Source organism: Nocardia sp. NPDC051833 (genome assembly GCF_040681225.1).
Classification (GTDB): domain Bacteria; phylum Actinomycetota; class Actinomycetes; order Mycobacteriales; family Mycobacteriaceae; genus Nocardia.
In genome coordinates this window covers 1232052-1256516 of sequence record NZ_JBFAYK010000002.1, presented here as the reverse complement: position 1 = coordinate 1256516, position 24465 = coordinate 1232052, and the positions used below count along the sequence as shown (strand labels likewise).

The 24465-nt window shown below is 72.8% G+C and carries 18 protein-coding genes; 8 read left to right on the top strand and 10 right to left on the bottom strand.

Going from position 1 to position 24465, the window contains the following annotated elements:
* Nucleotides 1-64: 64 nt before the first annotated feature.
* Both AB0L91_RS23955 and AB0L91_RS23950 read right to left on the bottom strand, forming a co-directional pair.
* On the bottom strand, nt 65-1045 hold the full coding sequence (locus tag AB0L91_RS23955; protein WP_365013372.1) for a zinc-binding dehydrogenase: 981 nt from the start codon (nt 1043-1045) through the stop codon (nt 65-67).
* A 38-nt stretch (nt 1046-1083) separates the two neighbouring features.
* Nucleotides 1084-2091 (bottom strand): sigma-70 family RNA polymerase sigma factor, encoded by a 1008-nt coding sequence (locus AB0L91_RS23950; RefSeq protein WP_365013370.1) that lies wholly within the window; start codon nt 2089-2091, stop codon nt 1084-1086.
* Nucleotides 2092-2188: 97 nt separating this feature from the next.
* On the opposite strand from AB0L91_RS23950, the gene AB0L91_RS23945 reads away from it, so the two are divergent.
* Nucleotides 2189-2761, top strand: coding sequence for a dihydrofolate reductase family protein (locus AB0L91_RS23945; protein ID WP_365013367.1), 573 nt, complete (start codon nt 2189-2191; stop codon nt 2759-2761).
* On the opposite strand, the gene AB0L91_RS23940 is transcribed toward AB0L91_RS23945, so the two are convergent.
* Nucleotides 2762-3445 (bottom strand): TetR family transcriptional regulator, encoded by a 684-nt coding sequence (locus AB0L91_RS23940; protein ID WP_355275730.1) that lies wholly within the window; start codon nt 3443-3445, stop codon nt 2762-2764.
* 91 nt (nt 3446-3536) lie between these two features.
* Between AB0L91_RS23940 and AB0L91_RS23935 the strand changes: the two genes are divergently transcribed.
* The 4 genes from AB0L91_RS23935 to AB0L91_RS23920 all read left to right on the top strand — a co-directional run bounded on the left by AB0L91_RS23935 (nt 3537) and on the right by AB0L91_RS23920 (nt 7160).
* Complete coding sequence (locus AB0L91_RS23935; protein WP_357345388.1) at nt 3537-5006, top strand: MFS transporter; 1470 nt, start codon at nt 3537-3539, stop codon at nt 5004-5006.
* Between the two features lie 83 nt (nt 5007-5089).
* On the top strand, nt 5090-5740 hold the full coding sequence (locus tag AB0L91_RS23930; protein WP_365013364.1) for an urease accessory UreF family protein: 651 nt from the start codon (nt 5090-5092) through the stop codon (nt 5738-5740).
* Nucleotides 5741-5776: 36 nt separating this feature from the next.
* Complete coding sequence (ureG, locus tag AB0L91_RS23925) at nt 5777-6484, top strand: urease accessory protein UreG (protein WP_355275724.1); 708 nt, start codon at nt 5777-5779, stop codon at nt 6482-6484.
* Nucleotides 6474-7160: an urease accessory protein UreD gene (locus AB0L91_RS23920; protein ID WP_357345390.1), complete on the top strand. Its 687-nt coding sequence runs from the start codon at nt 6474-6476 to the stop codon at nt 7158-7160. The genes ureG and AB0L91_RS23920 overlap by 11 nt, the downstream gene beginning before the upstream one ends.
* A gap of 53 nt (nt 7161-7213) precedes the next feature.
* Here the strand turns inward: AB0L91_RS23920 and AB0L91_RS23915 are convergent, their stop codons facing one another.
* The 4 genes from AB0L91_RS23915 to AB0L91_RS23900 all read right to left on the bottom strand — a co-directional run bounded on the left by AB0L91_RS23915 (nt 7214) and on the right by AB0L91_RS23900 (nt 11056).
* Complete coding sequence (locus AB0L91_RS23915) at nt 7214-8023, bottom strand: hypothetical protein (protein WP_355275721.1); 810 nt, start codon at nt 8021-8023, stop codon at nt 7214-7216.
* A 150-nt stretch (nt 8024-8173) separates the two neighbouring features.
* Nucleotides 8174-9604 carry an NAD(P)/FAD-dependent oxidoreductase gene (locus tag AB0L91_RS23910; RefSeq protein WP_365013359.1) on the bottom strand — a complete coding sequence of 477 codons (1431 nt, stop codon included), beginning with the start codon at nt 9602-9604 and terminating at the stop codon, nt 8174-8176.
* 205 nt (nt 9605-9809) lie between these two features.
* A complete protein-coding gene (locus AB0L91_RS23905) occupies nt 9810-10706 on the bottom strand; it encodes a tat pathway signal sequence (RefSeq protein ID WP_355275718.1) in 897 nt (298 codons plus the stop codon).
* 83 nt (nt 10707-10789) lie between these two features.
* On the bottom strand, nt 10790-11056 hold the full coding sequence (locus AB0L91_RS23900; protein ID WP_365013356.1) for a hypothetical protein: 267 nt from the start codon (nt 11054-11056) through the stop codon (nt 10790-10792).
* Nucleotides 11057-11185: 129 nt separating this feature from the next.
* On the opposite strand from AB0L91_RS23900, the gene recC reads away from it, so the two are divergent.
* The 3 genes from recC (at nt 11186) to recD (ending at nt 19912) form a co-directional block, all read left to right on the top strand.
* Nucleotides 11186-14518 (top strand): exodeoxyribonuclease V subunit gamma, encoded by a 3333-nt coding sequence (recC, locus tag AB0L91_RS23895; protein ID WP_365013353.1) that lies wholly within the window; start codon nt 11186-11188, stop codon nt 14516-14518.
* 8 nt (nt 14519-14526) lie between these two features.
* Nucleotides 14527-17880, top strand: coding sequence for a UvrD-helicase domain-containing protein (locus tag AB0L91_RS23890; RefSeq protein ID WP_365013710.1), 3354 nt, complete (start codon nt 14527-14529; stop codon nt 17878-17880).
* Nucleotides 17881-17980: 100 nt separating this feature from the next.
* The gene (recD, locus tag AB0L91_RS23885) at nt 17981-19912 is read left to right on the top strand and encodes an exodeoxyribonuclease V subunit alpha (RefSeq protein WP_365013350.1); all 1932 of its coding nucleotides are present in this window, start codon (nt 17981-17983) and stop codon (nt 19910-19912) included.
* 2 nt (nt 19913-19914) lie between these two features.
* Here the strand turns inward: recD and AB0L91_RS23880 are convergent, their stop codons facing one another.
* The 3 genes from AB0L91_RS23880 to AB0L91_RS23870 form a co-directional block, all read right to left on the bottom strand.
* On the bottom strand, nt 19915-22572 hold the full coding sequence (locus AB0L91_RS23880; protein WP_365013348.1) for a DUF4153 domain-containing protein: 2658 nt from the start codon (nt 22570-22572) through the stop codon (nt 19915-19917).
* Between the two features lie 72 nt (nt 22573-22644).
* Entirely contained in the window at nt 22645-23688 is a 1044-nt protein-coding gene (locus AB0L91_RS23875; RefSeq protein WP_365013345.1) for an ATP-binding protein, read from the bottom strand.
* Nucleotides 23685-24386 carry a response regulator transcription factor gene (locus tag AB0L91_RS23870; RefSeq protein ID WP_357345403.1) on the bottom strand — a complete coding sequence of 234 codons (702 nt, stop codon included), beginning with the start codon at nt 24384-24386 and terminating at the stop codon, nt 23685-23687. Before AB0L91_RS23870 ends, AB0L91_RS23875 begins: the two co-directional genes overlap by 4 nt.
* Nucleotides 24387-24465 lie beyond the last annotated feature (79 nt).

Genomic DNA, 24465 nt, shown 5'->3' with positions numbered 1-24465 from the left:
CTCCACCACCGCGCGCGAGACCGCCGCACGACATTCGGCGAGCCCCGGGAAAGGATTCGGTGAATCAGGGAATCAGCACGACTTTTCCTGTGGTCGACCGGTTTTCGAGGGATTCGTGCGCCCGCGCGGCCTCTGCGAGGGGGAACTCGGTGATCGCGGGCCGGAACAGCCCGTCGGCCGCGGCGGTCAGCGCCCGCTGCGACAGCGGCAGCAGGTCACCGCCCGCGCGTTCCAGCATCGCCGGACCGAGCACGGATCGGGAGGTGATTCCCCGGGCGGCCAGTGTGGCCGGATCGACGGCGGTCGGCGCGCCGCTGGACCAGCCGAAGATCAGGTGCCTGCCGCCGGGGCCCAGCAGTTCGACGGCGGCGGTACCGATGTCACCACCGACGCCGTCGAACACGTCGGTCGCGGTCCGGCCACCCAGCTGGGCCCGCACCTTCGCCTGCCAGTCCGCGGCCGTGTAGTCGACCGCGATATCGGCGCCGTTCGCCGCGACGTCACGCACCTTGTCCGGGCCGCCCGCCAGGCCGACCACGGTCGCGCCCGCCGCCGCGGCGTACTGCACGAGCAGGGTGCCGATGCCGCCTGCCGCGGCGGGGATCACCGCCACGCTCTCGGCGTCCAGCTCGGTGAACAGCAGGATGCCCAGCGTCGTGCGCCCGGTCCCGAGCATCGCCACCGCCGTGCTGGGATCGACGCCGTCGGGAATGGTCAGCAGGCGGTCGGCGTCGGCCGTCGCGAACTCCGCGTAACCGCCGGGGGCGGCGCCCAGGTGGGCGACCACGGGCGTGCCGAGCAGACCCGGGTCGACACCGGCACCGACCCGGTCGACGGTGCCCGCGACCTCGCGACCCGGCACCGTCGGCAGCGACGGGACGGGGAACGGGCCGGGTTCACCGCGGCGCAGCGCGGTGTCGACCAGGTGGACCCCACTGGCCGCCACCGCGATGCGCACCTGACCGGGCGCCGGCTCCGGATCGGGGACGGACTCGTAGCGGAGGTTGGTGGCCGGACCGAATTCGTGCAATCGGATTGCGTGCATGCCACCACTGTTCAACCTGAACAGCACTCGAGGTCAAGTCAGCGTTTCGGCACGGTGCGCGGCAGGCCGAACCAGGGCAGGACGGTGTTCTCGAAGCGGGTCAGCGCCCGGATCCGGTCACCGGCGAGGCCGAGGACGTACAGGCCGGTGGCCTGACTGTGGCCCGACGGCGACCGCAGATAGGCGCCGAAGGCGGGCTGGCCGTTCGCCCGGGTCGGGACCAGGTCGTAGCGGCGGCCCGCGCCGAACAGCGCGCCGAGGAACTCTCCGGCCGCCTCGGCACCCTCGTACTCGAACGGCAGCGGCGGCATCGACAGGAACACGTCGTCGGTGAGCAGCGCGACCACCGCGTCGATATCGGCGGCCTCGTAGGCGCGGACGAACCGCGCGACCACCGCGTTCTCGTCCGGCGAGCCCGCGACCGGGGTGTCCGGTCGGCGCGGCACGCCCGCACGCGCCCGTTTGAGCGCGCTCTTGACCGCCTCGACCGTGGTGTCGAGCAGATCGGCGACCTCCCGGGCCGGGAAACCGAGCACATCGCGCAGCACCAGCACGGCCAGCTGACGCGGCGGCAGGACCTGCAGCGCGGTCACGAACGCCAGCGACATCGACTCGGCCTGCTCGACGCGGACCTCGGGGCCCGGCGGGGGCGCGGCGTCGCAGAGCGCGTCCGGGAACGGCTCGAGCCAGACGACCTCGCCGCGCCGGGTCGGTGCCGGCGGCCGGACACCGGGAATGTCCCACTCCTTCGCCCCGCGCCGGGCGGCCGTACGGAGCACGCTCAGGCAGCGGTTGGTGGCGATCCGGTAGAGCCAGGTGCGCAGCGAGGCGCGACCGTCGAAGCCGCCGAGTCCGCGCCAGGCCGCGAGCAGGATGTCCTGGAGGGCGTCCTCGGCGTCCTGGTACGAGCCGAGCATGCGATAGCAGTGCACGAGCAGTTCGCGGCGGTGTGGTTCGGTCAGCGCGCGGAACGCCGCGCCGTCGCCCGCTCGCGCCCGCGAGAGCAGATCTGCCTGCACCGGTCCCGCCTCTCGTGTGGTGGTCATCCTGTACCGACGTCGGTGCCCGCCGGAAAGGGGCGCGCCCCCTTCCGCGCTCTCGTGGCGTCTGCCTCAGTGGTAGCCGACAACACAGGAGAACGTCATGGGACACATCGTGGTCAGCGAGAATCTCTCCCTCGACGGCGTCGTGCGGGACCCCACCGGCGAGGAGGGCTTCGCGCGCGGCGGCTGGTTCGAGCGGATGGACGACGCGACCAGACGAGCATGGGCGGAGATCGAAGACGAGGAGGCGCGGAGCGCGTCCGCGCTGCTGCTCGGGCGGCGCAGCTACGAGTGGTTCGCGCGGCGCTGGGCGAGCAGGCCCGGCGACTGGGCGGACCGGCTGCGCGCGTTGCCGAAGTACGTCGTCGGGTCGGCCGTCGACGACCTCGGCTGGGGTGTCGCGACCCGATTGCACGGCGATCCGGTCCGCGCGGTGGCGCGGCTGCGGGCGACCGTCGACGGGGACATCGTGGTGTACGCGAGCCGCCTGCTCGTGCACACGCTCATCGACCACGACCTCGTCGACGAACTGCGCCTCACGACCTTTCCGTGCGTCCTCGGCGCGGGTGAGCGGCTGTTCGGCGTGACCGGCGCTCCGAAAACCCTGCGCTTGGCCGATGTCCGGACCGTCGGCGCGGAGCTGACGATCGGGACGTATCGGTGCGCGCGCTAGTCAGCTGTCCGCGGCGGCGCGGCGGTCGACGCGGGCGGCGAAACCGTCACAGAGGGCGTCGAGGCCGAGGAACAGCAGGTCCTCGGAGGTCAGGTCGCTCACCCCGGCGCCGTTCAGTTCGGCGAGCGCGGGGGGCACGGGGAACGACGGGGTGCCGTCGAGGAGGTCGCGCAGGCCGTTCGCGTCGTCGGTGGCGGTGCGCTTCTCCGCCAGCAGCGCGCCGCCGACCACCGGCAGGCTCGCACCGGAGATGTAGTTCCAGACGGTGAACGCCATGGTGGTGGCCTCGCGGGCCGAGACGTCGAGCGCGCGCAGGCCCTCGACCAGCCAGGCGAGGCTGGTCAGGCCCTGCGGGCCGAAGCTGTAGCGGGGGACCGCGAACGTCAGCAGGACCCAGGGATGCTGCTGGTAGAGCTGCCAATCGATCTCGGCGGCGATGCGCACCCGGTCGCGCCAGGTCCAGCCCCGGCCGGTCGGGTCCGGGTACGGGTGGCGGGCGGCGATCTCGTCGGTCATGGCCGCGATCAGTTCGTCCTTGTTCGCCACGTGGCGATACAGCGACATGGTGCCGACGTCGAGCCGATCGGCGATGCGGCGCATCGACACCGCGTCGAGTCCGTCGGCGTCGGCGAGGGTGATCGCGGCGTCGACGATCGCGGTGCGTGTGAGCTTCGCGTCAGTCATCCCATGACTCGCTTTCCGTTTTCCTTTTCGGTGCGTACACTGTACCCGTTCCCCGCGTACGGTGTACGCAAACCCCTGGAAGGATGTCGGAATGACGAAGCTGGACCCGGCGGTGCCCACCGCGGTCGCCGGTGGACGCCGCGCATGGCTCGGCTTGGGCGTGCTGCTGCTGCCGGTACTGCTGGTGTCGATGGACATCTCGGTGCTGTTCCTCGCCATGCCGACACTCACCGCCGACCTGGATCCCAGTGCCTCCCAGCAACTCTGGATCCTCGACATCTACGGGTTCATGCTGGCCGGTCTGCTCATCACGATGGGCAACCTCGGCGACCGGATCGGCCGCCGCAACATCCTGCTCGTCGGCGCCACCATCTTCGGTCTCGCCTCGGTGCTCGCCGCGTTCGCGCCCAGCGCCCCCGTCCTCATCGCCGCGCGCGTGCTGATGGGCATCGGCGGCGCGACCCTGCTGCCGTCGAGCCTCGCGCTGATCTCCAGCCTGTTCCCCGACGCCAGGCAGCGTGCGACCGCGATCGGCATCTGGACGGCGTTCTTCGCCGGCGGCTCGGCCGTCGGTCCGATCATCGGCGGACTGCTGCTGCATCACTTCTGGTGGGGCTCGGTGTTCCTGATCAACATCCCGGTGCTGGCGATCCTGCTGGTGTTCGGGCCGATGCTGCTGCCCGAACACCGCTCGACCGCGCTCGGGCCGCTCGATCTGCCCAGCGTGGTGCTCTCGATCGGTGGCATCCTGCCGGTCGTCTACGGGATCAAGCACCTCGCCGCCGAGGGTTTCGATCTCGCGTCGCTGGGGATCGCGGCGATCGGCGTGCTGGTCCTGGTGGCCTTCGTCCGCAGGCAGCGCAGGCTGAGTGAGCCGCTGCTCGACCTGAGCCTGTTCACCCGGCCGCTGTTCCGGGTCGCGATCGGCGCGAGCCTGGTCGGCATGATGTCGCTGGCCGCGATGAGCTACCTGACCAGCATCTACCTGCAATCGGTCACCGGGCGGGACCCGCTGCAGGCGGCGCTGCTCGGCATTCCGATGGCGATCGCGGTATTCGTGTTCTCGATGAGCGGCGCCCGGGTCGGGCGCGCGCTCGGTGTCCGGGCGACCTTCACCCTGGCGCTGGCGATGTCGGCGGTCGGCAACCTGATGCTGCTCGGCGTCGGTGTCGACGGCGGACTGCCCTGGTACGTCCTCGGTTCGGTGATCGCCGGTATCGGCTACGGCATCTCGTTCACGCTGGTCTCGGATGTGGCGGTCTCGGCCGTGCCCGCCGAGCGGGCGGGGTCGGCGGTCGGCATCTCCGAGACCAGCTTCGAGCTCGGCAACGCGCTCGGCCTGGCCCTGCTCGGTTCGGTCGCGGCGCTGGTGTTCCGGTCGGGAGGCGACTTCGGCGACACCCTCGGGGAGACCATCGCCCAGGCGCACGGTGACGCGGGCCTGATCGACGCGGCGCGCGAATCCTTCGTCAGCGGCATGCATGTCGCGACCGCGGGTGGTGCGCTGCTGCTGATCGCGATGGCGGCGCTGGCCTGGCGGTCGGCGCGCGCCGCCCGCTGACCGACGACCGGCCGCCGGGGTGACCGGCGACATTGGCCGCCCTCACCGGGCGGATGTCCAGGTCTGTTGCATAGGATCGGCGGATGCGAAACGAGGGTGCGGCGGGCCTGGCGACATTGCTCGCCCTGGCCGACTCGCGCCTGCCGATCGGCGGGCACGTGCACTCCGGCGGCGTCGAGGAGGCGGTGTCGTCAGGGCTGTTGCGCGACAACGCGAGTGTCGAGCTGTACCTGCGCAGGCGGATCGTCACCTCCGGGCTCGTTGCCGCCTCGCTCGCGGCCGCCGTCTGCGGGGCGACGCTGACTCCCGAACGCGCCGAGCTGGAGGCCGACGCCAGGACGCCGTCGCCCGCCGCGCGGGCGGCCTCACGGGCGCAGGGGCGTGGCCTGTTGCGGCTGGCCAAACAGCTGTGGCCGGAACAGGACTGGGCCAGGGCCGGGGTGCGGCCGCATCTGTCGACGGTGTTCGGGATGGTCGGCGCCGCCTGCGGCGCGAGCCCCGAACAACTCGCCGGCGTCGTCGTCTACACCACGCTCACCGGCGCGGCCACCGCCGCGCAGCGCCTGCTCGCCCTCGATCCCGCCGCCATCGCCGCGGGCACGATGCGGCTGGCCCCGCTCTGCGACCGGATCGCCGCCGAGGCGGCCACCGGCCCGGCCGCGCTGTCCGACCCGCTCCAGGACGCGCTGGCCGAACGTCACCTGGATCGCGATATGCCACTGTTCGCTTCGTAGCCGCCCGACATCCCCGTCCCCCGAGAAGGAGTTCCCATGCCGCCCCATCTGATCGACGGCGAACCGCACGATCACAGCCACGACCGCCCCAAGCGGCACCGCGCGCCGGGCGAGGCGGTGCGGATCGGCATCGGCGGCCCCGTCGGCTCCGGCAAGACCGCGCTGGTCGCGGCGCTGTGCAGGCAGCTGCGTGACGAACTGTCCCTCGCGGTGCTGACCAACGACATCTACACCACCGAGGACGCCGACTTCCTGCGCCGCCACGCGGTGCTGCCCGACGAGCGGATCACCGCCGTGCAGACCGGCGGCTGCCCGCACACCGCCATCCGCGACGACATCACCGCCAACCTCGACGCCATCGACGACCTGGTCGCGGCCAATCCGCCGCTGGACCTGATCCTGGTGGAATCCGGCGGCGACAACCTCACCGCGACGTTCTCCTCCGGCCTGATCGACGCGCAGATCTTCGTGGTCGACGTGGCGGGCGGCGACAAGGTGCCGCGCAAGGGCGGCCCCGGCGTCACCTTCTCCGACCTGCTGGTGGTGAACAAGACCGACCTGGCTCCGCTGGTCGGCGCCGATCTGGGCGTGATGGAACGCGACGCGGCCAAGGTGCGCGAGGGCCGCCCCACCGCCCTGGTGTCGCTGACCGACGATCCGGCCGCCACGCCGGTGCTGGCGTGGGTGCGCGAGCAGCTGCGCGCGGCCGCCGAACAGGACACGGCCACCGGCGTTGCGCACTGAGCTGAGCATCGTGGCCGCCCCGGGCAGGCTGCCCCGCATCGACGCGGTCGGCGGGCTGGCCGGGCGGTACACCGGCGCGGACACCGTGCACCTGATCGGCACCGCCGCGACCCCGCTCGGTGGCGACGAGCTCGATATCCGCATCGTCGTGCTGCCGGGTGCGCGGTTGATCGTCCGGTCGGTGGCGGCGACGATCGCGTTGCCGAGCGCGCGCACGCCGATGTCGGTGGGGCACTGGAGCTTCGAGGTCGGCGCGGGCGCGGAACTGGACTTCGATCCGGAACCGACGATCGTCGCCGGTGGCGCCCGCCATCACACGACGACAACCGTGCGGGTGGCCGCCGACGCGCGGCTGCGGCTGCGCGAGCGGGTGCAGCTGGGACGCAGCGGCGAGGACGACGGCGAGTGGCGCGGTGATCTGATCGCCGATCTCGACGACCTCCCGCTGATCCGGCATCGCCTCGCGCTCGGTGCGGGCACGGCCACCGACGACCGGTTGAGCGCGGCGCGCGCGCTCGACAGCGAACTGCGCTACCCGGACGACCGGCCCGCCTGGTCCGGCGGTCTCGACGCCGTCCGGTTGCCGCTGGCCGCGGGGGGATCGCTGGCGACCCGGACCGGTGCCCGCCTGCGCGCGGGCAGTCCGGTCGGCGCGGAGGATCCGGTCCCGGTCTAGAACGACGAAGGGAGCCGGGGCGAACCCCGGCTCCCCTCGCACACGAGCGACGATCAGGCGCTGACCAGCACCGCGTCGTCGGCGATCGCTTCCGGCGCCGCCGCGCGCGGCGGCGCGAGGAAACCGCCCGCCGCGCCCACCGCCGCGCCGACACCGGCGCCGACGACCGTGAACGGCACCGACACCGCCATGTAGGCGGCCATCCCGCCGAGGATCGGACCGGCGACCAGACCGATCGGGACGAACGGGATACCGGCGACGAGCCCGGCCACCGCACCGCCCGTGCTCGCCATCATGGCGAACGGGGTGGCCACCATCGACCCGACCGCCGCGCCACGGGCGGCGGAGCCCAGGGTCTCCGAGGCGATCCGGTCCGAGCGGCTGCGCTCGAGGCCGACCGAGTCGAGGAAGGTCGCGAGGTTGGCCTCGGTGTTGGCCGCCGCGTCGTTGATCTGGATCGACGTGTCGACCGGGACGAAGTCCGGCACCGGGACCAGCTGATCACCGAAGCGGAACTGTCCCGGCGGCGGCAGGATCGGCGGCACCGGCGCGACCGCGGTCGGCGCGTGCAGCGTGCCCACCGGGGACAGGTAGTCGGTCTCCGGGCCCGACCGCGACCACGCCAGCGAACTGCGCGTGTTCTCCGGCATCTGCTGGCCCACGTACGGGGTGGCGTTGGGCGCCACCGCGTCGAACTCCGGCCCGGCCGGATGTTCGGTCTGGGTCACCGCCGTCTGCGCGGGATCGGCGTTCGCGGTGCCCGTGCCGATCAGGGCCATGACCAGGGGGACCGCTCCAGCCGCGACGACCGAACCCACCTTCTGTCGCTGCGGGCTCGGCGCCCTGTGTTTCCCCGTCGCCATAGATCACCTTTCGTCCGGGGGATTGGTCACACATATGACGTCCGGCATTCGGACCCGGCTCGGCGACGGATGGGTCCGAAACGATGGCAACCCGGAATACGCCGAAGGCCGGGCGGTGCGGACACCACCCGGCCTTCGGAACGAACGGACCTAGCCGACTTCGCGCTGCTCGCGCACCTGCGCGGGCTTGCTGTTGCCGACCGGCGGCGCGCCCAGCGCGGCCGCGAGCTCGTTGGCGTCGGCCCGGTCGGACTTGACCTCCTCGATCGCCAACCGGGCGAAGACCCACTGCTCGGTCGCGGCCATCTGGCCGCGGTTGCGGCCGAGGAAGGAGACGAACCAGCCGATCACGGTGACGATCCGGCTGCGGTAGCCGACCAGGTAGTACAGGTGCAGCGCCAGCCAGGCCAGCCAGGCGAGGAAGCCGCTGAACTCGATCTTGCCGATCTGGCAGACGGCGTCGAAACGCGAGATCGTCGCCATCGAGCCCTTGTTGAAGTACTTGAACGGCGCGCGCTCCTCGGGGGCCTGCCCCTTGAGCCCGGCCTTGATCGCCTTGGCCGCGTAGGTCGAGCCCTGGATCGCGCCCTGCGCCTGACCGGGCACACCGGGCACCGACATGAGGTCGCCGACCACGAAGATGTTCGGGTGGCCCTTGACCGTGAGGTCGGGCTCCACGATGACGCGCCCGGCCCGGTCGACCTCGGTGCCCTCGGAGCGATCGGCGATCATCTTGCCCAGCGGGCTGGCCTGCACACCGGCCGACCACACCTTGCAGGCGGATTCGATCCGGCGGGTGCTGCCGTCGGCGTCCTTGACGACGACGCCGTGCGCGTCGACATCGGTCACCATGGCGTTGAGCTGGATCTCCACGCCCATCTTCTCGAGCCGCTTGGCCGCCTTGGCGCCCAGCTTGGGACCCATCGGGCCGAGCACCGCGCCCGCGCCCTCGAGCAGGATGACGCGCGCGTCGCGCGGGTCGATGGTGCGGAAGGTGCCGTCGAGGGTGCGGTCGGCGAGCTCGGCGATCTGGCCCGCCAGCTCCACGCCGGTCGGGCCGGCGCCGACGACGATGAAGGTGAGCAGCCGGTCGCGCTCCTCCTGCGTGGTCGCGAGCTCGGCCTGCTCGAAGGCGCCCAGGATGCGGGCGCGCAGCTCGAGGGCGTCGTCGATGGTCTTCATGCCGGGCGCGAAGGTGGCGAAGTGGTCGTTGCCGAAGTACGACTGCTGCGCGCCGGTGGCGACGATGAGGCTGTCGAAGGGGGTGACGGTGTCGCGGTTGAGTAGTCGCGAGGTGACCGTGTTGTTGACCAGGTCGATGTCGTGGACGTCGCCGAGCAGTACCTGCGCGTTCTTCTGCTTGCGCAGCACCAGCCGGGTGGCGGGCGCGATCTCGCCGGTCGAGAGGATGCCGGTGGCCACCTGGTACAGCAGCGGCTGGAACAGGTGGGTGGAGGTCTTGGAGATCAGGGTGATGTCGACATCGGCCTTGCGCAGGTGCCTGGTGCCGAACAAGCCGCCGAATCCGGAACCGATCACCACCACACGGTGCCGCTGGTTCCCGACAGACTGAGTGCTCATCGTCCTGCTCCTCGACAGACTGGGGTGGGCCCCGCAATGGTGGTGACAGGGTTAACCGTAGTCGGCTCCGGAGGCAGCGTCGCCACGAGATCCCGGTTCCGATCTTGCTGTGGTGCGTTCGCTCACCGGGAGCCGCGTGCCGCGGTGAGCGACACCGTGGCACGCGGACCGGTCGGACAAGATCGAGAATACGGGACCGGGAAGGTCAGCGACCGGCAAGCAGGAGTTCGGCGACCTTGGTGTCGGTCTCCGAGCCCTCGGTGTATCCGCCGTCGCTGCCGAGGGCGTTCATGATGGCCAGGGTGTAGCGCTCACCGTTGCCCGCGACGCCGACCGAGTTGACCACCCAGCCGTCGGCCTCGGCCGACCAGCCGTTCTTCAGGCCGGGCCGCATCCGCGCGCCCGCGCCCCACACGCCCCAGTGCTGGTTGGAGTCGACCGAGCGCATCCGGTCCAGCAGGTAGGCGAGGTCGTCGGGGTGCATGGTGTCGAGGATGGTGTTCATCAGCCGGTCCAGGTCGGCGGCGGTGCACTTCTGGAACGACCAGTCGGGGAACATCGCCGACGCGGTCGGCTGCGGGATCAGGCTGACCATGCCGTAGGCGCGGAACGCGTTGTTGTAGGCCATCCGGTCGAAGCCGATGTACTTGTTCCACAGCACGTCGGCGGCGTGATCGTTGGAGGTGGCCAGCATGGACTCCATGTTGGTCCGGTCCTCGGGGGACAGGCCGATGGCGCCGACCCTGGCCCGGTTGAGCAGGTCGGCGGCGATGGCCAGCTTGATCGTCGAGGCGGTCCACACCTGGTTCTCGGCGTGCTCGTTGGCGTAGACGCCGCCGGTCTGGCGGTCGCGCAGCACGTACCCGGTGACGCCGGGACGCCCGGCTAGATAGGCGTTCACCCGCGCGATCCGCGAACTCATATCGCTGTCGAAGCCGGGCTGCGACACCTGCGTGAGCGCAGGCGGCACGGCATGGGCCGACGGGGCCAGCACGGGGACGCCCGGAGTGAGGACGGCCGCGGCGGCGAGGAGACAGGCGGTTGCTGCGACCCGGGGAACGACGCGGGTGGCGGGGGAACGGTCACGCACGAGGGACCACATTCGCACACCTGACGCCGTTGTGCACTACTTGAGGTGCGCACCCGAGTGTGTTACAGCGCCGTTGCGCCGCTTCGGTTTTCCGCTCAGTGGTGCGCGGCGTGCGGGGTCGCGATGGTGCAGCCGTTGAGCCGATGGCAGTGCTCGAACGCTTCGCCGTGCTGATCCAGCGGCCAGGTGTGCAGCACCTTGTCCGGCCCGTAGCGCCGGGAATTGATCAGCTCCCAGCGGTCGCCCGCACGACGGACGATGAAACCGCCACCGGGAACCAGGGGAATCACCTGCGCGATCATGAACCGGACCAGCCTTTCGCCTGCGGCCGAACTGTCCCACCCGAAGGTCGACGATCCCACGGCGGGTAACCAGGGTGGCGCAGGCGCGGCCGGGAACGCGTTGCGGTGTGGCCTATTTCACTTGCCCTGCGCGGTGGTGACGGCGGGGCCGCACGATTGCGGGTCGGTCGCTGGGCGTATAAACGACGGATGCCGTTGCACCTCCATCGCGCCGAACGCGCCGACGCGCTGGCCGACGGACTGGGGCGGGTGCTCGGTGACGCACCGGCCGACCCGTTCACCACCGAGGTGGTCGCGGTCCCGGCGAAGGGGGTGGAGCGCTGGCTGGCCCAGCGGCTCTCCGGCGCGCTCGGCGTGGCGGGCGCCGGGGACGGCGTGGCCGCCAATATCGCCTTCCCCGCGCCGACGGCGCTGGTGGCGGAGGTGCTGTCCGCGGCGAGCGGGGTCGCGCCCGCCGACGATCCGTGGGTGGGGCAGCGACTGGTGTGGACCCTGCTCGGGGTGATCGACGAGGTCGCAGGCGAGCCGTGGGCGGCGGTGCTCGCCCGGCACCTCGGCCTGCCCGGCACGGGGCATCGGGTGGGCAGGCGCTACGCGACGGCCGCGCACCTGGCCGCCCTGTTCGACTCCTACGCCGCGCAACGTCCGCAGCTGATTCTCGACTGGGCCGCGGGCGCCGACACCGACGGCGCGGGCGGCCCGGTCCCCGACGACCTCCTCACCTGGCAACCGCGGCTGTGGCGGGCCCTGCGCGCGGCCGTCGGCTCGCCGAGCCCGGCCGAACGGCTCGCCGCGGCCTGCGCGCGGCTGCGGGCCGACCCCGACACGGTCGACCTGCCCGCGCGGATCTCCGTGTTCGGCCTCACCCGGCTGCCCGCCGATCAGCTCGCGGTCCTCGTCGCCCTGGCCGAGCGCCGCGACGTCCACCTCTGGCTGGCCCATCCGAGTCCGGCGATGTGGACGGCGTTGTCGGCGGCGGGCGCGGGCGCGCCGGTGCCTCCGCGCGCGGCCGACGACACGGCCGATCTCGTCCGCCACCCTCTCCTGTCCGGCCTGGCACGGGACGTGCGGGAACTCCAGCTGCGGCTGAACCCGGTGCTGCACAGCACGATCCACCTTCCCGGCGAACCCGCCGACACCACCCTGCTCGGCACCGTGCAGGCCGCGATCCGCGCCGACCTGGTCCCCGCGCCGGGCGCGACAGCGGATGGCACCGTCGAGCTGCACGCCTGCCACGGCCCCGCCCGCCAGGTCGAGGTGCTGCGGGATCTGCTGCTGACCGCCTTCGGCGCCGACCCCGACCTGCAACCGCGCGACGTGCTGATCATGTGCCCGGACGTGGAGGCCTACGCGCCGCTGGTCCGCGCGGCCTTCGGCCATCGCGGTGCCGGTGCCGTCGACCTGCCCGTCGAGGGCGAGCACCCGGCCCACCAGCTGCGGGTGCGTCTGGCCGACCGTGGCCGGGCGGTCACCAACCCGATGCTCGCGGTGGTCATCGAGCTGCTCGAGCTCGCCGACGGTCGCGTCACGGTGACGCAGGTGCTGGACCTGGCGGCGAGCGAGACCGTCCGCAGGCGCTGTGGTTTCGACGACGACGACATCGAGCGGCTGCGCGAGTGGGCCGCCGAGTCCGGTGCCCGGTGGGGGATCGGGCAGCGCCAGCGCGAGGCGTTCGGCCTGGCCGACTTCGCGCAGAACACCCTCAACGCCGCGGTCGACCGGATCCTGCTCGGGGTCACCGCCGACGAGTCCGGCGACGACTGGCTGGATCTGGCCCTGCCGCTCGACGACGTCGACTCCAACGACGTCGACCTGGCGGGTCGCTTCGCCGAGTTCGTCGACCGGCTCGCGGTCTGTCTGCGCGATCTGCGCGGCCCCCGGCCTGCCGCCGAGTGGACGACGGTGCTGCTGCGCGCGGTCGACCTGCTCACCGACGTGCCCGACGCGCACTCCTGGATCCGCACCGAGGCGCGCCGCGAGATCGTCGCCGCCACCGAGCACGCGGGCGAGACGCCGCTGCGGCTGGCCGATGTCGCGGTGCTGCTGACCGGTCGCCTGGCGGGTGGGCCCGGCCGGGCGAACTTCCGCACCGGTGAGCTCACGGTGTGCACGCTGGTCCCCATGCGGTCGGTGCCGCACCGGGTGGTGATCCTGCTCGGCCTCGACGACGACGTCTTCCCGCGCCCCGGCACCGTCGACGGGGACGACCTGCTGGCCCGCGACCCACTCGTCGGCGAACGCGATCCCCGCAGCGAGGACCGTCAGCTGCTGCTCGACGCGATCATGGCGGCGGGCGAGCGGCTGCTCATCCTGCACACCGGCGCCGATCCGGTGACCGGCGCCGCGCGCCCGCCCGCGGTGCCGGTAGCCGAGCTGCTCGACGTCCTCGCCGCGCACGTCGGTCCGGACGCGCTGGACGCGGTGCGCGTCCGCCATCCGCTGCAAGCCTTCGATCGCCGCAATTTCGCGCCCGAGCGGCCGCGCAGTTTCGACACCGTCGCGCTGGCGGGTGCCCGTGCCGCCGCCCGGCCCGCGCGGCCGCGTCCGCCGCTGCTGACCGAGCCGCTGCCGCCGGTCCCGCAGGCCGATGTGGCCTTGGCGGAGCTGATCGCGTTCGCCGAGCATCCGGTGCGCGCGTTCCTGTGGCAGCGGCTCGGGCTGCGGGTGCCCGAGGAAGCCGAGGACATCGCCGAGCAACTGCCCATCGAACTCGACGGCCTGGCGAAATGGGATCTGGGCGAGCGGATGCTGTCGGCGCGGCTCACCGGCGCCGACCCCGCCGGCCTGCGCGCGGCCGAATGGCGGCGCGGCACGCTGCCGCCCTTCGCGTTCGGCGGCGCGGTCCTCGACGAGGTGGAGGGCACCGTCGACACCCTCGTGCGCACCGCCGAGCCCGACTACGAGGCGAGCCCGCGCGCGGTCGACATCGCCATCGACCTCGGCAACGGCCGTACCCTGGCAGGCACCGTGCCCGAGGTCCGCGGCGAGACCCTGGTGCGCACCACCTACTCCCGGCTGGCGCCGAAACACCGCCTGGCCGCGTGGGTTTCGCTGCTCGCGCTGGCCGCGACCGAGGACCGGTCGTGGCGCGCGATCAGCACCGGCCGCGGTCAGTTCCGCAGCAGGCCGGTCGCCCGGTCGGTGATCGTGGCGCCCGAGGCCCCCGCCGCCCTGGCGGTCCTGCGCGACCTGGTTCGGCTGCGCGACGAGGGGCTGTGCGAACCGCTCCCGGTCGCGCCCGCCGCCACCGCCGCCTACGCCGAACGCCGCTTCCGGGGCGACGGTGTCGCCGACGCCCTGCTCGCCGCCGAGCACGCCTTCGACGGCGGCCCCAACGGACCCGACAAGTTCGGCGACCACACCGACCGCTACCTGCGCTACGTGTGGGGCCGCGCGCCGCGCTTCGACCGCTTCGCCGCCGCCCCCGCCCGGGCGGGCGAACCCGAGAGCACGCGGTTCGGCGCGATCGCGCGTCGCTGGTGGGCGCCGCTGCTGGCGGCCGAGAGTCAGGGGCAACCGTGACGGGAACGATGTCGGCGCCCGCCGCCTTCGACGCGGCCGGGCCGTTGCCGGTGGGGACCACGGTGCTCGAGGCGAGCGCGGGGACCGGGAAGACCCACGCCATCGTCGGTCTCGCGGTGCGCTACGTCGCCGAGGCCGGCGTCGGCATCACCGAGCTGCTGCTGGTGACCTTCAGCCGCGCCGCCACCCAGGAACTGCGGGAACGCACCAGGGACCGCTTCGTGACGGTCGCGGCCGCGCTCGCCGATCCGGGCGTCGCGCGGGCCCACCCCGATGAGCTGGTGCGCGGGCTGGCCGACACCGATCCGGCGACGCTGCGGCTGCGCAGGCACCGATTGCTCACCGCCCTGGCCGATTTCGACGCGGGCACCATCGCCACCACCCACTCGTTCTGCCAGCGGATGCTCGACGAACTGGGCTTGGCGGGGGAACACGATCTGGGCGCGCGGCTGGTGGAATCGGTCGACGACCTGGTCGCCACTGTCGCCGACGACCTCTACCTGGCCCGTTACGCCCGCGACCGCGCGCCGTTCACGCTGCGTGAGGCGCACACCCTCGCGCTGGCCGCCGTGCACGACCGCCACGCCGACCTCGCACCGCGCACCGACGGTGCCGCGGGCGAGCGGGTGGCCTTCGCGACGGCGGTGCGTGCGGAGACCGAGCGCCGCAAACGCCGTGCGGGACTGCGTGATTTCGACGATCTGCTGGTGCTGCTGCACGAGGTGCTCGCCGATCCGGAGCACGGGCCGCGGGCCTGCGCGCGGATCCGGCAGCGGTACCGGGTGGCGCTGGTCGATGAGTTCCAGGACACCGATCCGCTGCAATGGGACATCCTGCGCCTGGCCTTCCACGAACACGCCACTCTGGTCCTGGTCGGCGACCCGAAGCAGGCCATCTACGCCTTCCGCGGCGCGGAGGTGCTCAGCTACCTGGACGCGGTCGCGCTGGCCGAACGGCGCAGCGAACTGACCCGCAACTGGCGCAGCGACGCCGGACTGCTGCGCGCGCTGGACCACCTGTGCGGCGGTGCGGAACTGGGGCACCCGGAGATCAGCGTCTATCCCGTGACACCGACCCGCCCGGCGACCCGCCTGCACGGCGATCCGGCGGTGATCACTCCGCTGCGGCTGCGGGTGCTGCCGCGGACCGGTGCCGGTCCGCGCAATCGGTCGGGGTTTCCCTCGGTCGGCAGGCAGCGGGCGAAGGTGGCCGACGACCTGGCCGCCGACATCGTCACATTGCTCGAGTCCGGTGCCACCATCGAGGCCAAACCGGAACGGGGCGTGGATCATTCGCTCACCGAGGTGGGCGACGGCCGGGTGCGCAGGCCGATCGGGCCCGGTGACATCGCGGTGCTGGTCCGCACCCGGACCCAGATCGATGTGGTGCGGGCCGCGCTGGACCGGGTCGGGGTCGCGTCCGTGCTGGCCGGTGGCACCAGCGTTTTCGCCACCGTGGCCGCCACCGACTGGCTGTGGGTGCTGCGCGCGCTGGAGCAACCGCATCGCGGCGACCGGGTCCGGCTGGCCGCCTGCACGCCGATCCTGGGCGTCACCGTGGCCGAGATCGACGCGGGCGGAGCCGATCTCGTCGGCCGGGTGTCCACCCAGCTGCGGGAGGCGGCGCGGCTGTTCGCCCGCGCGGGGTTCGCGGCCGTCTTCGACAAGCTCGCCACCGAGACCGATCTCGCGCCGCGGCTGCTCGCGGTGGAGAACGGCGAACGCGAACTCACCGACCTGCGCCACCTCGCGCAACTGCTCGACGAGGTGGCCCTCGCCGAAGGGCTCGGGCTGACCGCGCTGACCCGCTGGCTGGCCGATCGGGTCCGGGATCCGGAGGCGGGCAGCGTCAGCGGCCGCAGCAGGCGGCTCGACCGGGACGCCGCGGCCGTGCAGATCGCCACCGTGCACGCCAGCAAGGGGCTCGAATTCCCGCTCGTGTACCTGCCTTTCGCGTGGGACAGCGCCAAGAACCCGTACCCGGCGACGCTGCTGTTCCACGACGACAACGGCACCAGGGTGCTCGACATCGGCGGCAAGGAGGCGCCCGGCTACGGCGAGCGCCAATTGCGCTGCGAGGCCGAGGAATCGGGGGAGGAGCTGCGGCTGCTCTATGTTGCGCTGACCCGGGCCATGTGCCAGGTGGTGGCCTGGTGGGCGCCCGCCGTCACCACCGCGGCCGCACCGCTGCACCGGATGATCCTGGGGCGGCGCCCTGGTTCGGCCCAGGTGCCGCGCCGTGCCGACATCCCCGCGGATACCGCGGCGGTGCAACGCCTCACGGAGTGGGCGGAGCCCGCGGCCGAGGTGATCTCGGTGACCGCGGTGCACCGGCCCGACGACGTCGAGCCGCGCCGGGTCAGGACCGAGCTGCCGAGCGGTGAGCTGGCCGTCGCGGGATTCACCCGGGTCCTCGACCAGCAGTGGCGGCGGACATCGTATTCCGCGCTCACCGCGGGCGCGCACGATCTCGCGGGGGTCGGCGAGGAGGAGCCCGAGGACGGGCCGGGACCCGACGACGAACCGGCCGAGGCGCCGCTCGACGCCCCCGCCGGCGGCACCGGTGCGCCGTCACTGATGAACGCGCTGCCCTACGGCGCGGAGTTCGGCACCCTCGTGCACGGCATCCTGGAAGCCGTCGACACCTCGGCGCCGGATCTCGCCGCCGAGGTCGCCGCCCGCTGCGCGGAGGCGGTCGAGCACACCATGGCCGAACTCGACGTCGACCTGCTGGCCACCGCGCTGCTCGAAGTTCTGCGGACCCCTGCCGATTTCGGTTCGCTCGCCGCGATAGCGACCCGGGATCGCCTGTGCGAGCTGGAATTCGAACTGCCACTCGGTGGGGGCGACACCCCCGGTGCGCGGTCTTCGGGGATGCACGGCATCGCTGACCTGCTGCGCCGCCATCTACCCGGAAACGATGTGCTGGCCGGGTACGCCGACCAGCTGGCGGCGCTGCCCGACACGGTGCTGCGCGGCTACCTCACCGGCAGCATCGACGCCGTGCTGCGGGTGCCCGACGACGCGGGCGGGCACCGCTATCTGATCGTCGACTACAAGACGAACCGGCTCGGCACCGGTGATCTCACCGTCGAGCACTACCGGCGCGAGCACATGGTCACGGAGATGATCCGCTCGCACTACCCACTCCAGGCGCTGCTGTACGCGGTGGCGCTGCACCGCTACCTGCGCTGGCGGCTGCCCGGGTACGACCCGGCCCGGCATCTCGGTGGCGCGCGGTATCTGTTCGTGCGCGGCATGATCGGTGCCGCCACTCCGGCGGGTCACGGTGTGTTCGACTGGCAGCCGCCCGCGGAACTCGTTGTCGCACTGTCGGATCTGCTCGCGGGAGAACCGCGATGAGGGCTCGCGGGCGGTGCCCGCGTCGTCCGGTCGCTGTGTCGCCGGCTCGGCGATGGGCGACGCCACCCGTGGACCGGGTGTGCTCGGGGGAGGTCGTCCGATGACGTCGATTCAGGTGGCGCAGCGGGGCACCGGGCTGCTGCGGGTGTTCAACGAGGCCGGGGTGCTGTCCGCCGCGGATGTGCATGTCGCGGTGCGGCTGGGGCGGATGGGCCGGGAGGACAGCGAGGACGTGCTGTTCGCGGCGGCGCTGGCCGTGCGCGCGGTGCGGTCGGGTTCGGTGTGCCTGGAACTGGCCCGCATGCGCGAGATCGGGATCGACGCCGACGAAAGCCGCGACACCGCAGCGGGAATCGATCCGGCGACGCTGCCCTGGCCCGACACCGATCGGGTGCTCGCCGCGCTGCGCCGCAGTCCGCTCATCCGCGGTGGGCAGGCCGGACCGCTGCGCCCGTTGCGCCTGGTCGAAGCCGACGCCGAGGGCGGCGCGCTGCTCTACCTCGACCGGTACTACCAGCAGGAACAGACGTTGCGGCGGGTACTCACCGAACGCAGCGCCGACCATCCGGAGATCGACTCCGTCCTCGTGCGCGCCGAACTGGATCGCCTGTTCGCCGACCCCCTCGGCGCCGGGCCCGACCGGCAGCGACTGGCCGCCGCGCTCGCCGCCACCCACTGGACCACCGTCGTCGCGGGCGGCCCCGGCACGGGCAAGACCCACACCATCGCCCGCATCCTCGCGCTGCTCACCGCGCACCGCCGGGCCACCCCGAAACTCCCCGCCCTGCGGATCGCGCTCGCCGCGCCGACCGGCAAGGCCGCCGCGCGTTTGCAGGAAGCGGTGCGCGAACAAGCCGCCGAACTGGGACTTCCCGAACTGACCGCCGCCACCCTGCACCGCCTCCTCGGCTGGCAGCGCGGCCGCACCACGCGATTCCGCCACCACGAACACAACCGGCTGCCCTACGACGTGGTCGTCGTCGACGAGACGTCGATGGTCTCCCTGACGATGATGAGCCACCTGTTCTCGGCCCTGCGCCCCGACACCCGCCTCGTCCTGGTCGGCGACCCGGACCAGCTCGCCTCCGTCGATGCCGGCGCGGTGCTCGCGGATCTGGTCGCGGGGCCGATCAGCGGTGCGCCGAACCCCGCCCTGCCGGAGCTGCTGCGATCCGATTCGGCCCCCGGGACAGCGGACGCGGCGGAGGTCGCCGATCATGCTGGGACGCAACCGGATCCGGAGTCGCTGAGCGCGCTGGAACAGCGCCGGTTGCGGGGCGGCATCGTGCGGTTGACGCGCGGTCGGCGCTTCGGCGGCCGGATCGCGGACCTGGCCGTCGCGGTGCGCGCGGGGGACGCGGATGCCGCGCTGGCCATCCTGCGGGCGGGCGACGCGGACGTGTCGCTGTGCGCGCCCGAGGAGACCGCGGCGGTGCGGGCCGACGTGACCAGCGCGGCACTGGCCGTCACCGCGGCCGCGAACGCCGGCGACGCGGTGGGCGCGCTGACCGCACTGGAATCGCATCGCCTGCTCTGCGCGCATCGGCAGGGGCCGTTCGGGGTGGAGCGGTGGGACCGGATGGCCGCCGAATGGGCCGCGGCCGGGGGCACGGGACCCGAAGGGCCGCAGGCGGTCTGGTATCCCGGGCAGCCGCTGCTGGTCACCGCGAACGATCACGAGGCCCGCATCTACAACGGTGACACCGGCGTCATCATCCGGCGGCCCGACGGATCGCTGCGGGCGGCGCTGCAACGCGGCAGCGACCCCTATCTCGTCCATCCGACCCAGTTCCCGGCCGTGGTCACGGTGTTCGCGATGACGATCCACCGCAGTCAGGGCAGCCAGTACGACACCGTCTCGGTCGTCCTGCCCGAACCGGAATCCACGCTGCTCACCAGGGAACTGCTCTACACCGCGATCACCCGCGCCCGCACCCATGTGCGCATCATCGGCACCGAGGAATCCATTCGCGCCGCCATCGGACGACGGGTGCTCCGGGCCAGCGGACTGTCCCGGAGCACCCAGCCGTAGCGTCAGCGCGCCGAGCTGCGCGACAGGTTCCACGACCACCAGTGGTCGTCGTCGAGATCGGCGCGGATCGGGTCCTCGATGTCGGCGCGCAGCCCGGCGGGCAGTTCGGTCAGCGCGGGCAGGATGTCCGGGGACAGGGTGCTCAGATACTCGGAGTCGAGCCGCTTGCCGTCCTCCCAGCGGGCGATATTGCGTTCGGCGACAAACTGTTCCGGGTCCAGGACGGCGAGCGCGATGAGGGTGGCCAGCGCGGTGCCGACCGCGGCGCGCGGCACCCAGCGCCAGCGCAACCGGGCGATCGCGACCAGCACGAGCACATAGACCAGGCCGACCCACAGCTCGCACACCTCCACCAGCAGGCGCAGCACCGTGAAGCCGTAGGCCTGCTGATAGGTCCACATCCGCGCGAGCGCCGAGCCGACGATCACCAGCGCCAGCACGCTCACCGCGCTGAGCAGGATCCGCAGCCAGCGCCGGTCGGCGGCCGTCTCCTGCGACGCCCAGTGCAGGACCGCCAGGATCACCGCCAGGGTCAGGATGCTCACCGCCGAGAGCTGCCAGAAGCCGCTGCGCGCGTACTCGGCGTAGGTGAGACCGGCGGTGCGCTGCACGTAGTCGTCACCACCGAACAGCGCGACGAACTGGGCACCGAGGAACGCGGCGAACAGCACGGTCAGCGCGCCGACCGGCAGCACCCATTCACTGCGCGACCACAACCGGACCGGGCGCGTCTCGGTGCCCGGCGCGAGCGGTCCGGCGAGCAGGTACAGCCCGCCGAGCGCGCCCATCCCGATCACCGCGAACAGCAGGATCCACTGCCACGCCGTGGCCGCGTCGATCGACGGCACCAGCCCGCTGAGCAATTCGGCGAAGGTCGCGTCCGCGCCGCCCAGCAGCGGCACGAACACCACCAGCAGCGCGGCCGTCACCGCGACCGACGCACCGTAGCGCCGCAGATTCGACAGCTCCGCCGGCCGCGTGTCCCGCAACCCCGAGAACGCCCACGGCACCGCCTCGAACGAGGCCAGCGGCACCGCCACCATGTCGTGCGCGATCCCGCGACCGGTCCTGCGCCCCAGCACCGCCAGCGAGCCCGCGACACCCGCCGCCAGCACACACAGCACGAACAACCATCCCGCCGCCCGGAACGTCCCGACCCCGAGCAGCGCGAGCGCCGCGGCAGTCCACCACAGCCGATGCCGGGCGACCACGGGTTCGAACGCCGCAGAGGTCCCGGCCGGCGCCACCGTCGCGGCGATCGGGGCCGCACGGGACGCTTCCGGGGAAGCCGCCGAGGGCTTGGTCGCGCCGACCGGCTCCGAGGAGCTCGCGCTCGGCGGTGTCGGCGTACTCGACGACGCCTCACCCGCCGCCTGCCCGGCCGCTACCGCGGAATCGATGCTCGCGGTCGGGATCGCAACGGATGGGTCTGGGTGGTCTGTCGCGGTCGCGGTCGGGGTCGCATCGGATGGGTCCGGGTGGTCTGTCGCGGTCGAGGTCGCACCGGATAGCTGTGGGTGACCTGTCGGGATCGGCGTCGTGCCGGCCGGCTCCGGGTCGGCCGGGGTCGGCTGCGCGCCCGTGCGGCCCGAGGTCGGCACTCCCGGTGTGACCTCGATGGCCGAACGACCGGGTGCTGCCGGGGCGGCGGACTTGTCACCCGGCGCGGGGGTGCCGGTCGCGGCCGGAGCGGATTCACCGTTCGCCGGAGCGGGCAGGCCCGGCTGTGCGGGGCCGGGCGTCTCTGCTGTCGCGGCAGCTGCGTTCTCCGGTGCTGCGGCGGGCTTGTCGGCTGAGGTGCCCGACCCGGGCTCGATGTTCTCCGCAGCGGCCGCGGACCGGTCGGGGACGGTCTGCGGCGATGTCGTGTTCGGTGCGGGAGTGGAACCGGCCGGGGTCGGCGGCATCCCGGTGCGGCCCGAGGTCGGCACTCCCGGTGTGGTCTCGATGGCCGAACGACCGGATGCTGTCGGGGCGGCGGACAGGTCGCCCGGCGCGGGGGTGCCGGTGGTGGTCGGCGCGGATTCGCCGTTCGCCGGATCGGGCGGGCCCGGCTGTGTGGGAGCGGCCGGGGCCGACTCCGAGACCGCAGGGGCGGTGTCCGCGTTCGCCGGGGCTGGATCGCTCGGGGAATCCGCCATGGCGGCAGGCGAATTGGGTGCAGTGTCCGGTGCGGCAGTGCGGGCCGGTGCGGCGGTCGAATCGTTCGGTGTCGCGGCATCGGGGGCCGGGCTCGGCGCGGTCGAGGTGCGGGTGCGGGCACGGTGGTCGACGATGCCCAGCGCGCTGGCGATGACGCCACCGGCGAGGACCCAGCCGAGGCCCGGGCGGTCGAGGGGAATGACTGTCGCGCCGACGATTCCGGCGACGGCGGCGGCGGGCAGGACGCCGGCCGGGCGGGCGACGTGGAACCGGCGCCGGTAGATCGGTGGTGGGGGCGGTGGCAGCGCGGGCGCCTTCGGCATCGGCGGCATGACGGCCGCCGCCTGCCAGCCCTCGGTCCACGGCGGCGGGTCGCCCTTCGGTGGCGCCGAGGTGCCCGGACCCGGCGCGGATCCGGTCTTCGTCGCCGTGGTGGCGGCCGCGGGGTCGGTCTCTGTCGCCGTGGCGCCTGCCATGAGCTGGTCCGGTGTTCGCGGGGTGGCGGATTCGTCGGTCATGTCCCCTCCGATGGGTGTGCGGGATCGTCCCAGGACGTGGCGTCCGGGATGGTGGGTCGGGATGTGGTCGGGTCAGTCCGTGGGCAGGACGACGCGGATACGGGAGCCGGGGTCGGCGACGGCGATGGTGCCGCCGTGCAGGTCGATCACCCAGCGGGCGATGGCCAGACCGAGGCCGGTGCCGCCGCCGTCGGTGCGCCCGCCGCGGGTGAACCGGTCGAAGACGGTGGCGCGGTCGGCTTCCGGGATGCCGGGACCGTCGTCCTGGATCTCGAGCACGGTCGCGCCGGGCACGGCCAGCGCGGACACGCGGACCTCGCCGCCCGCCGGCCCGTGCCTGGCCGCGTTGTCGAGCAGGTTGAACAGCACCTGGTGCAGGCGGGCCCGGTCGGCGCGCACGGTCGCCTCGGCGGGCACGATCGAGGTGGTGAAGCGGACACCGCGGCCGAGCGCGGCTGTCATCACCTCGGCTTCGGCGATCACCTCCGCCAGCAGCGGTGCCAGCGGCAGGTTCTCCCGATCGAGGGTGAACGCGCCCGCCTCGATGCTGGACAGGTCGAGCAGTTCGGAGACGAGCAGGCCGAGGCGTTCGGTCTGGGCCAGCGCGGTCCGCAGCGTCGCCGGATCGGGTTCGCTCACCCCGTCGACGATGTTCTCCAGCACCGCGTGCAAGGCCGTCACCGGCGTGCGCAGTTCGTGCGAGACATTGGCGATGAGGTCACGGCGCTGGCGATCGGCCGCAGCGAGGTCGGCCGCCATCTGATTGAACGCGGTCGCGAGCTGACCCACCTCGTCGCGGGAACTGGCGCGCACCCGGAAGCTGTAGTCGCCGTGCGCCATCCGCCGCGCGGCCGCGGTCATCTCGCGCAGCGGACGGGTGATGCCGTGCGCGAGGAACTGCGAGGTGACCAGCGCGATGATCATGGCGGTGAGCGTGGTGAACGTCGGCAGCCAGCCGATCCGCAACCAGAAGTAGGCGAACGCGACGGCACCCGAACACACCATGAGCACGGCCAGCTTCATCTTGATCGAGCGCAGCGGATCCAGCGGCCGGGGCATCCGGTCGGCCACCCGGTCGAGGAAGGTGCGCGGGGCGTCCGCGGACAGCTCGCTCATCGCGCGTCCAGGGCGTAGCCGACACCGTGCACGGTGCGGATCAGATCGGCGCCGAGCTTACGGCGCAGGGCCTTGATGTGGCTGTCGACCGCGCGGGTGCCCGAGGCGTCCGACCAGTCCCAGATGTCCTCGAGCAGTCGCTCCCTCGCCAGGACCGCGCGGGGGCGCTGGGCGAGGCGGGCCAGCAGGTCGAATTCCAGCGGGGTCAGCTTGGCCTCGGTCGCGCCGCGCCAGACCCGCCGCTCGTCGAGGTCGATCCGCAGATCGCCGACGACGATGGCGCTCTCGCCGCGCTCGGCGGCCCGGTCGACCCGCCGTAGCAGGGCGTGCACGCGGGCGGCCAGCACTCGCATCGAGAACGGCTTGGTCAGGTAGTCGTCGGCGCCGACCCCGAGGCCGACGAGCTGGTCGGTCTCGTCGGTGCGGGCGGTGAGCATGAGCACCGGGACGTGCCGGTCGGCCTGGATGCGCCGGCACACCTCGAGCCCGTCGAAACCGGGCAGCATCACATCGAGCACCACCAGGTCCGGTTCCGCCGTGGCGGCCGCGGCCACGGCGCCCGGACCGTCGTGGGCCACCTCCACGGTGAAGCCCTCCGCGCGTAATCGCGCCGCGACCGACTCGGCGATCGTCACCTCGTCGTCCACGACGAGGATGCGCCGCGCCGGCGCTCCGGTCCCGCCCCCACTGATGTCCATGGACAGACCCTAGCGAGCGGGTGTGGAGGGTTGCGTCGTCAAATGTGGAGATTCTGTGTGCAGCGCGCCGGGTACGATG

Excerpts from the sequence above, each read along its gene's own strand:
- AB0L91_RS23955 (WP_365013372.1), bottom strand. The coding sequence starts at position 1,045 with ATGCACGCAATCCGATTGCACGAATTCGGTCCGGCCACCAACCTCCGC.
- AB0L91_RS23950 (WP_365013370.1), bottom strand. The coding sequence starts at position 2,091 with ATGACCACCACACGAGAGGCGGGACCGGTGCAGGCAGATCTGCTCTCG.
- AB0L91_RS23945 (WP_365013367.1), top strand. The coding sequence starts at position 2,189 with ATGGGACACATCGTGGTCAGCGAGAATCTCTCCCTCGACGGCGTCGTG.
- AB0L91_RS23940 (WP_355275730.1), bottom strand. The coding sequence starts at position 3,445 with ATGACTGACGCGAAGCTCACACGCACCGCGATCGTCGACGCCGCGATC.
- AB0L91_RS23935 (WP_357345388.1), top strand. The coding sequence starts at position 3,537 with ATGACGAAGCTGGACCCGGCGGTGCCCACCGCGGTCGCCGGTGGACGC.
- AB0L91_RS23930 (WP_365013364.1), top strand. The coding sequence starts at position 5,090 with ATGCGAAACGAGGGTGCGGCGGGCCTGGCGACATTGCTCGCCCTGGCC.
- ureG (WP_355275724.1), top strand. The coding sequence starts at position 5,777 with ATGCCGCCCCATCTGATCGACGGCGAACCGCACGATCACAGCCACGAC.
- AB0L91_RS23915 (WP_355275721.1), bottom strand. The coding sequence starts at position 8,023 with ATGGCGACGGGGAAACACAGGGCGCCGAGCCCGCAGCGACAGAAGGTG.
- AB0L91_RS23910 (WP_365013359.1), bottom strand. The coding sequence starts at position 9,604 with ATGAGCACTCAGTCTGTCGGGAACCAGCGGCACCGTGTGGTGGTGATC.
- AB0L91_RS23905 (WP_355275718.1), bottom strand. The coding sequence starts at position 10,706 with ATGTGGTCCCTCGTGCGTGACCGTTCCCCCGCCACCCGCGTCGTTCCC.
- recC (WP_365013353.1), top strand. The coding sequence starts at position 11,186 with ATGCCGTTGCACCTCCATCGCGCCGAACGCGCCGACGCGCTGGCCGAC.
- AB0L91_RS23890 (WP_365013710.1), top strand. The coding sequence starts at position 14,527 with ATGTCGGCGCCCGCCGCCTTCGACGCGGCCGGGCCGTTGCCGGTGGGG.
- recD (WP_365013350.1), top strand. The coding sequence starts at position 17,981 with ATGACGTCGATTCAGGTGGCGCAGCGGGGCACCGGGCTGCTGCGGGTG.
- AB0L91_RS23880 (WP_365013348.1), bottom strand. The coding sequence starts at position 22,572 with ATGACCGACGAATCCGCCACCCCGCGAACACCGGACCAGCTCATGGCA.
- AB0L91_RS23875 (WP_365013345.1), bottom strand. The coding sequence starts at position 23,688 with ATGAGCGAGCTGTCCGCGGACGCCCCGCGCACCTTCCTCGACCGGGTG.
- AB0L91_RS23870 (WP_357345403.1), bottom strand. The coding sequence starts at position 24,386 with ATGGACATCAGTGGGGGCGGGACCGGAGCGCCGGCGCGGCGCATCCTC.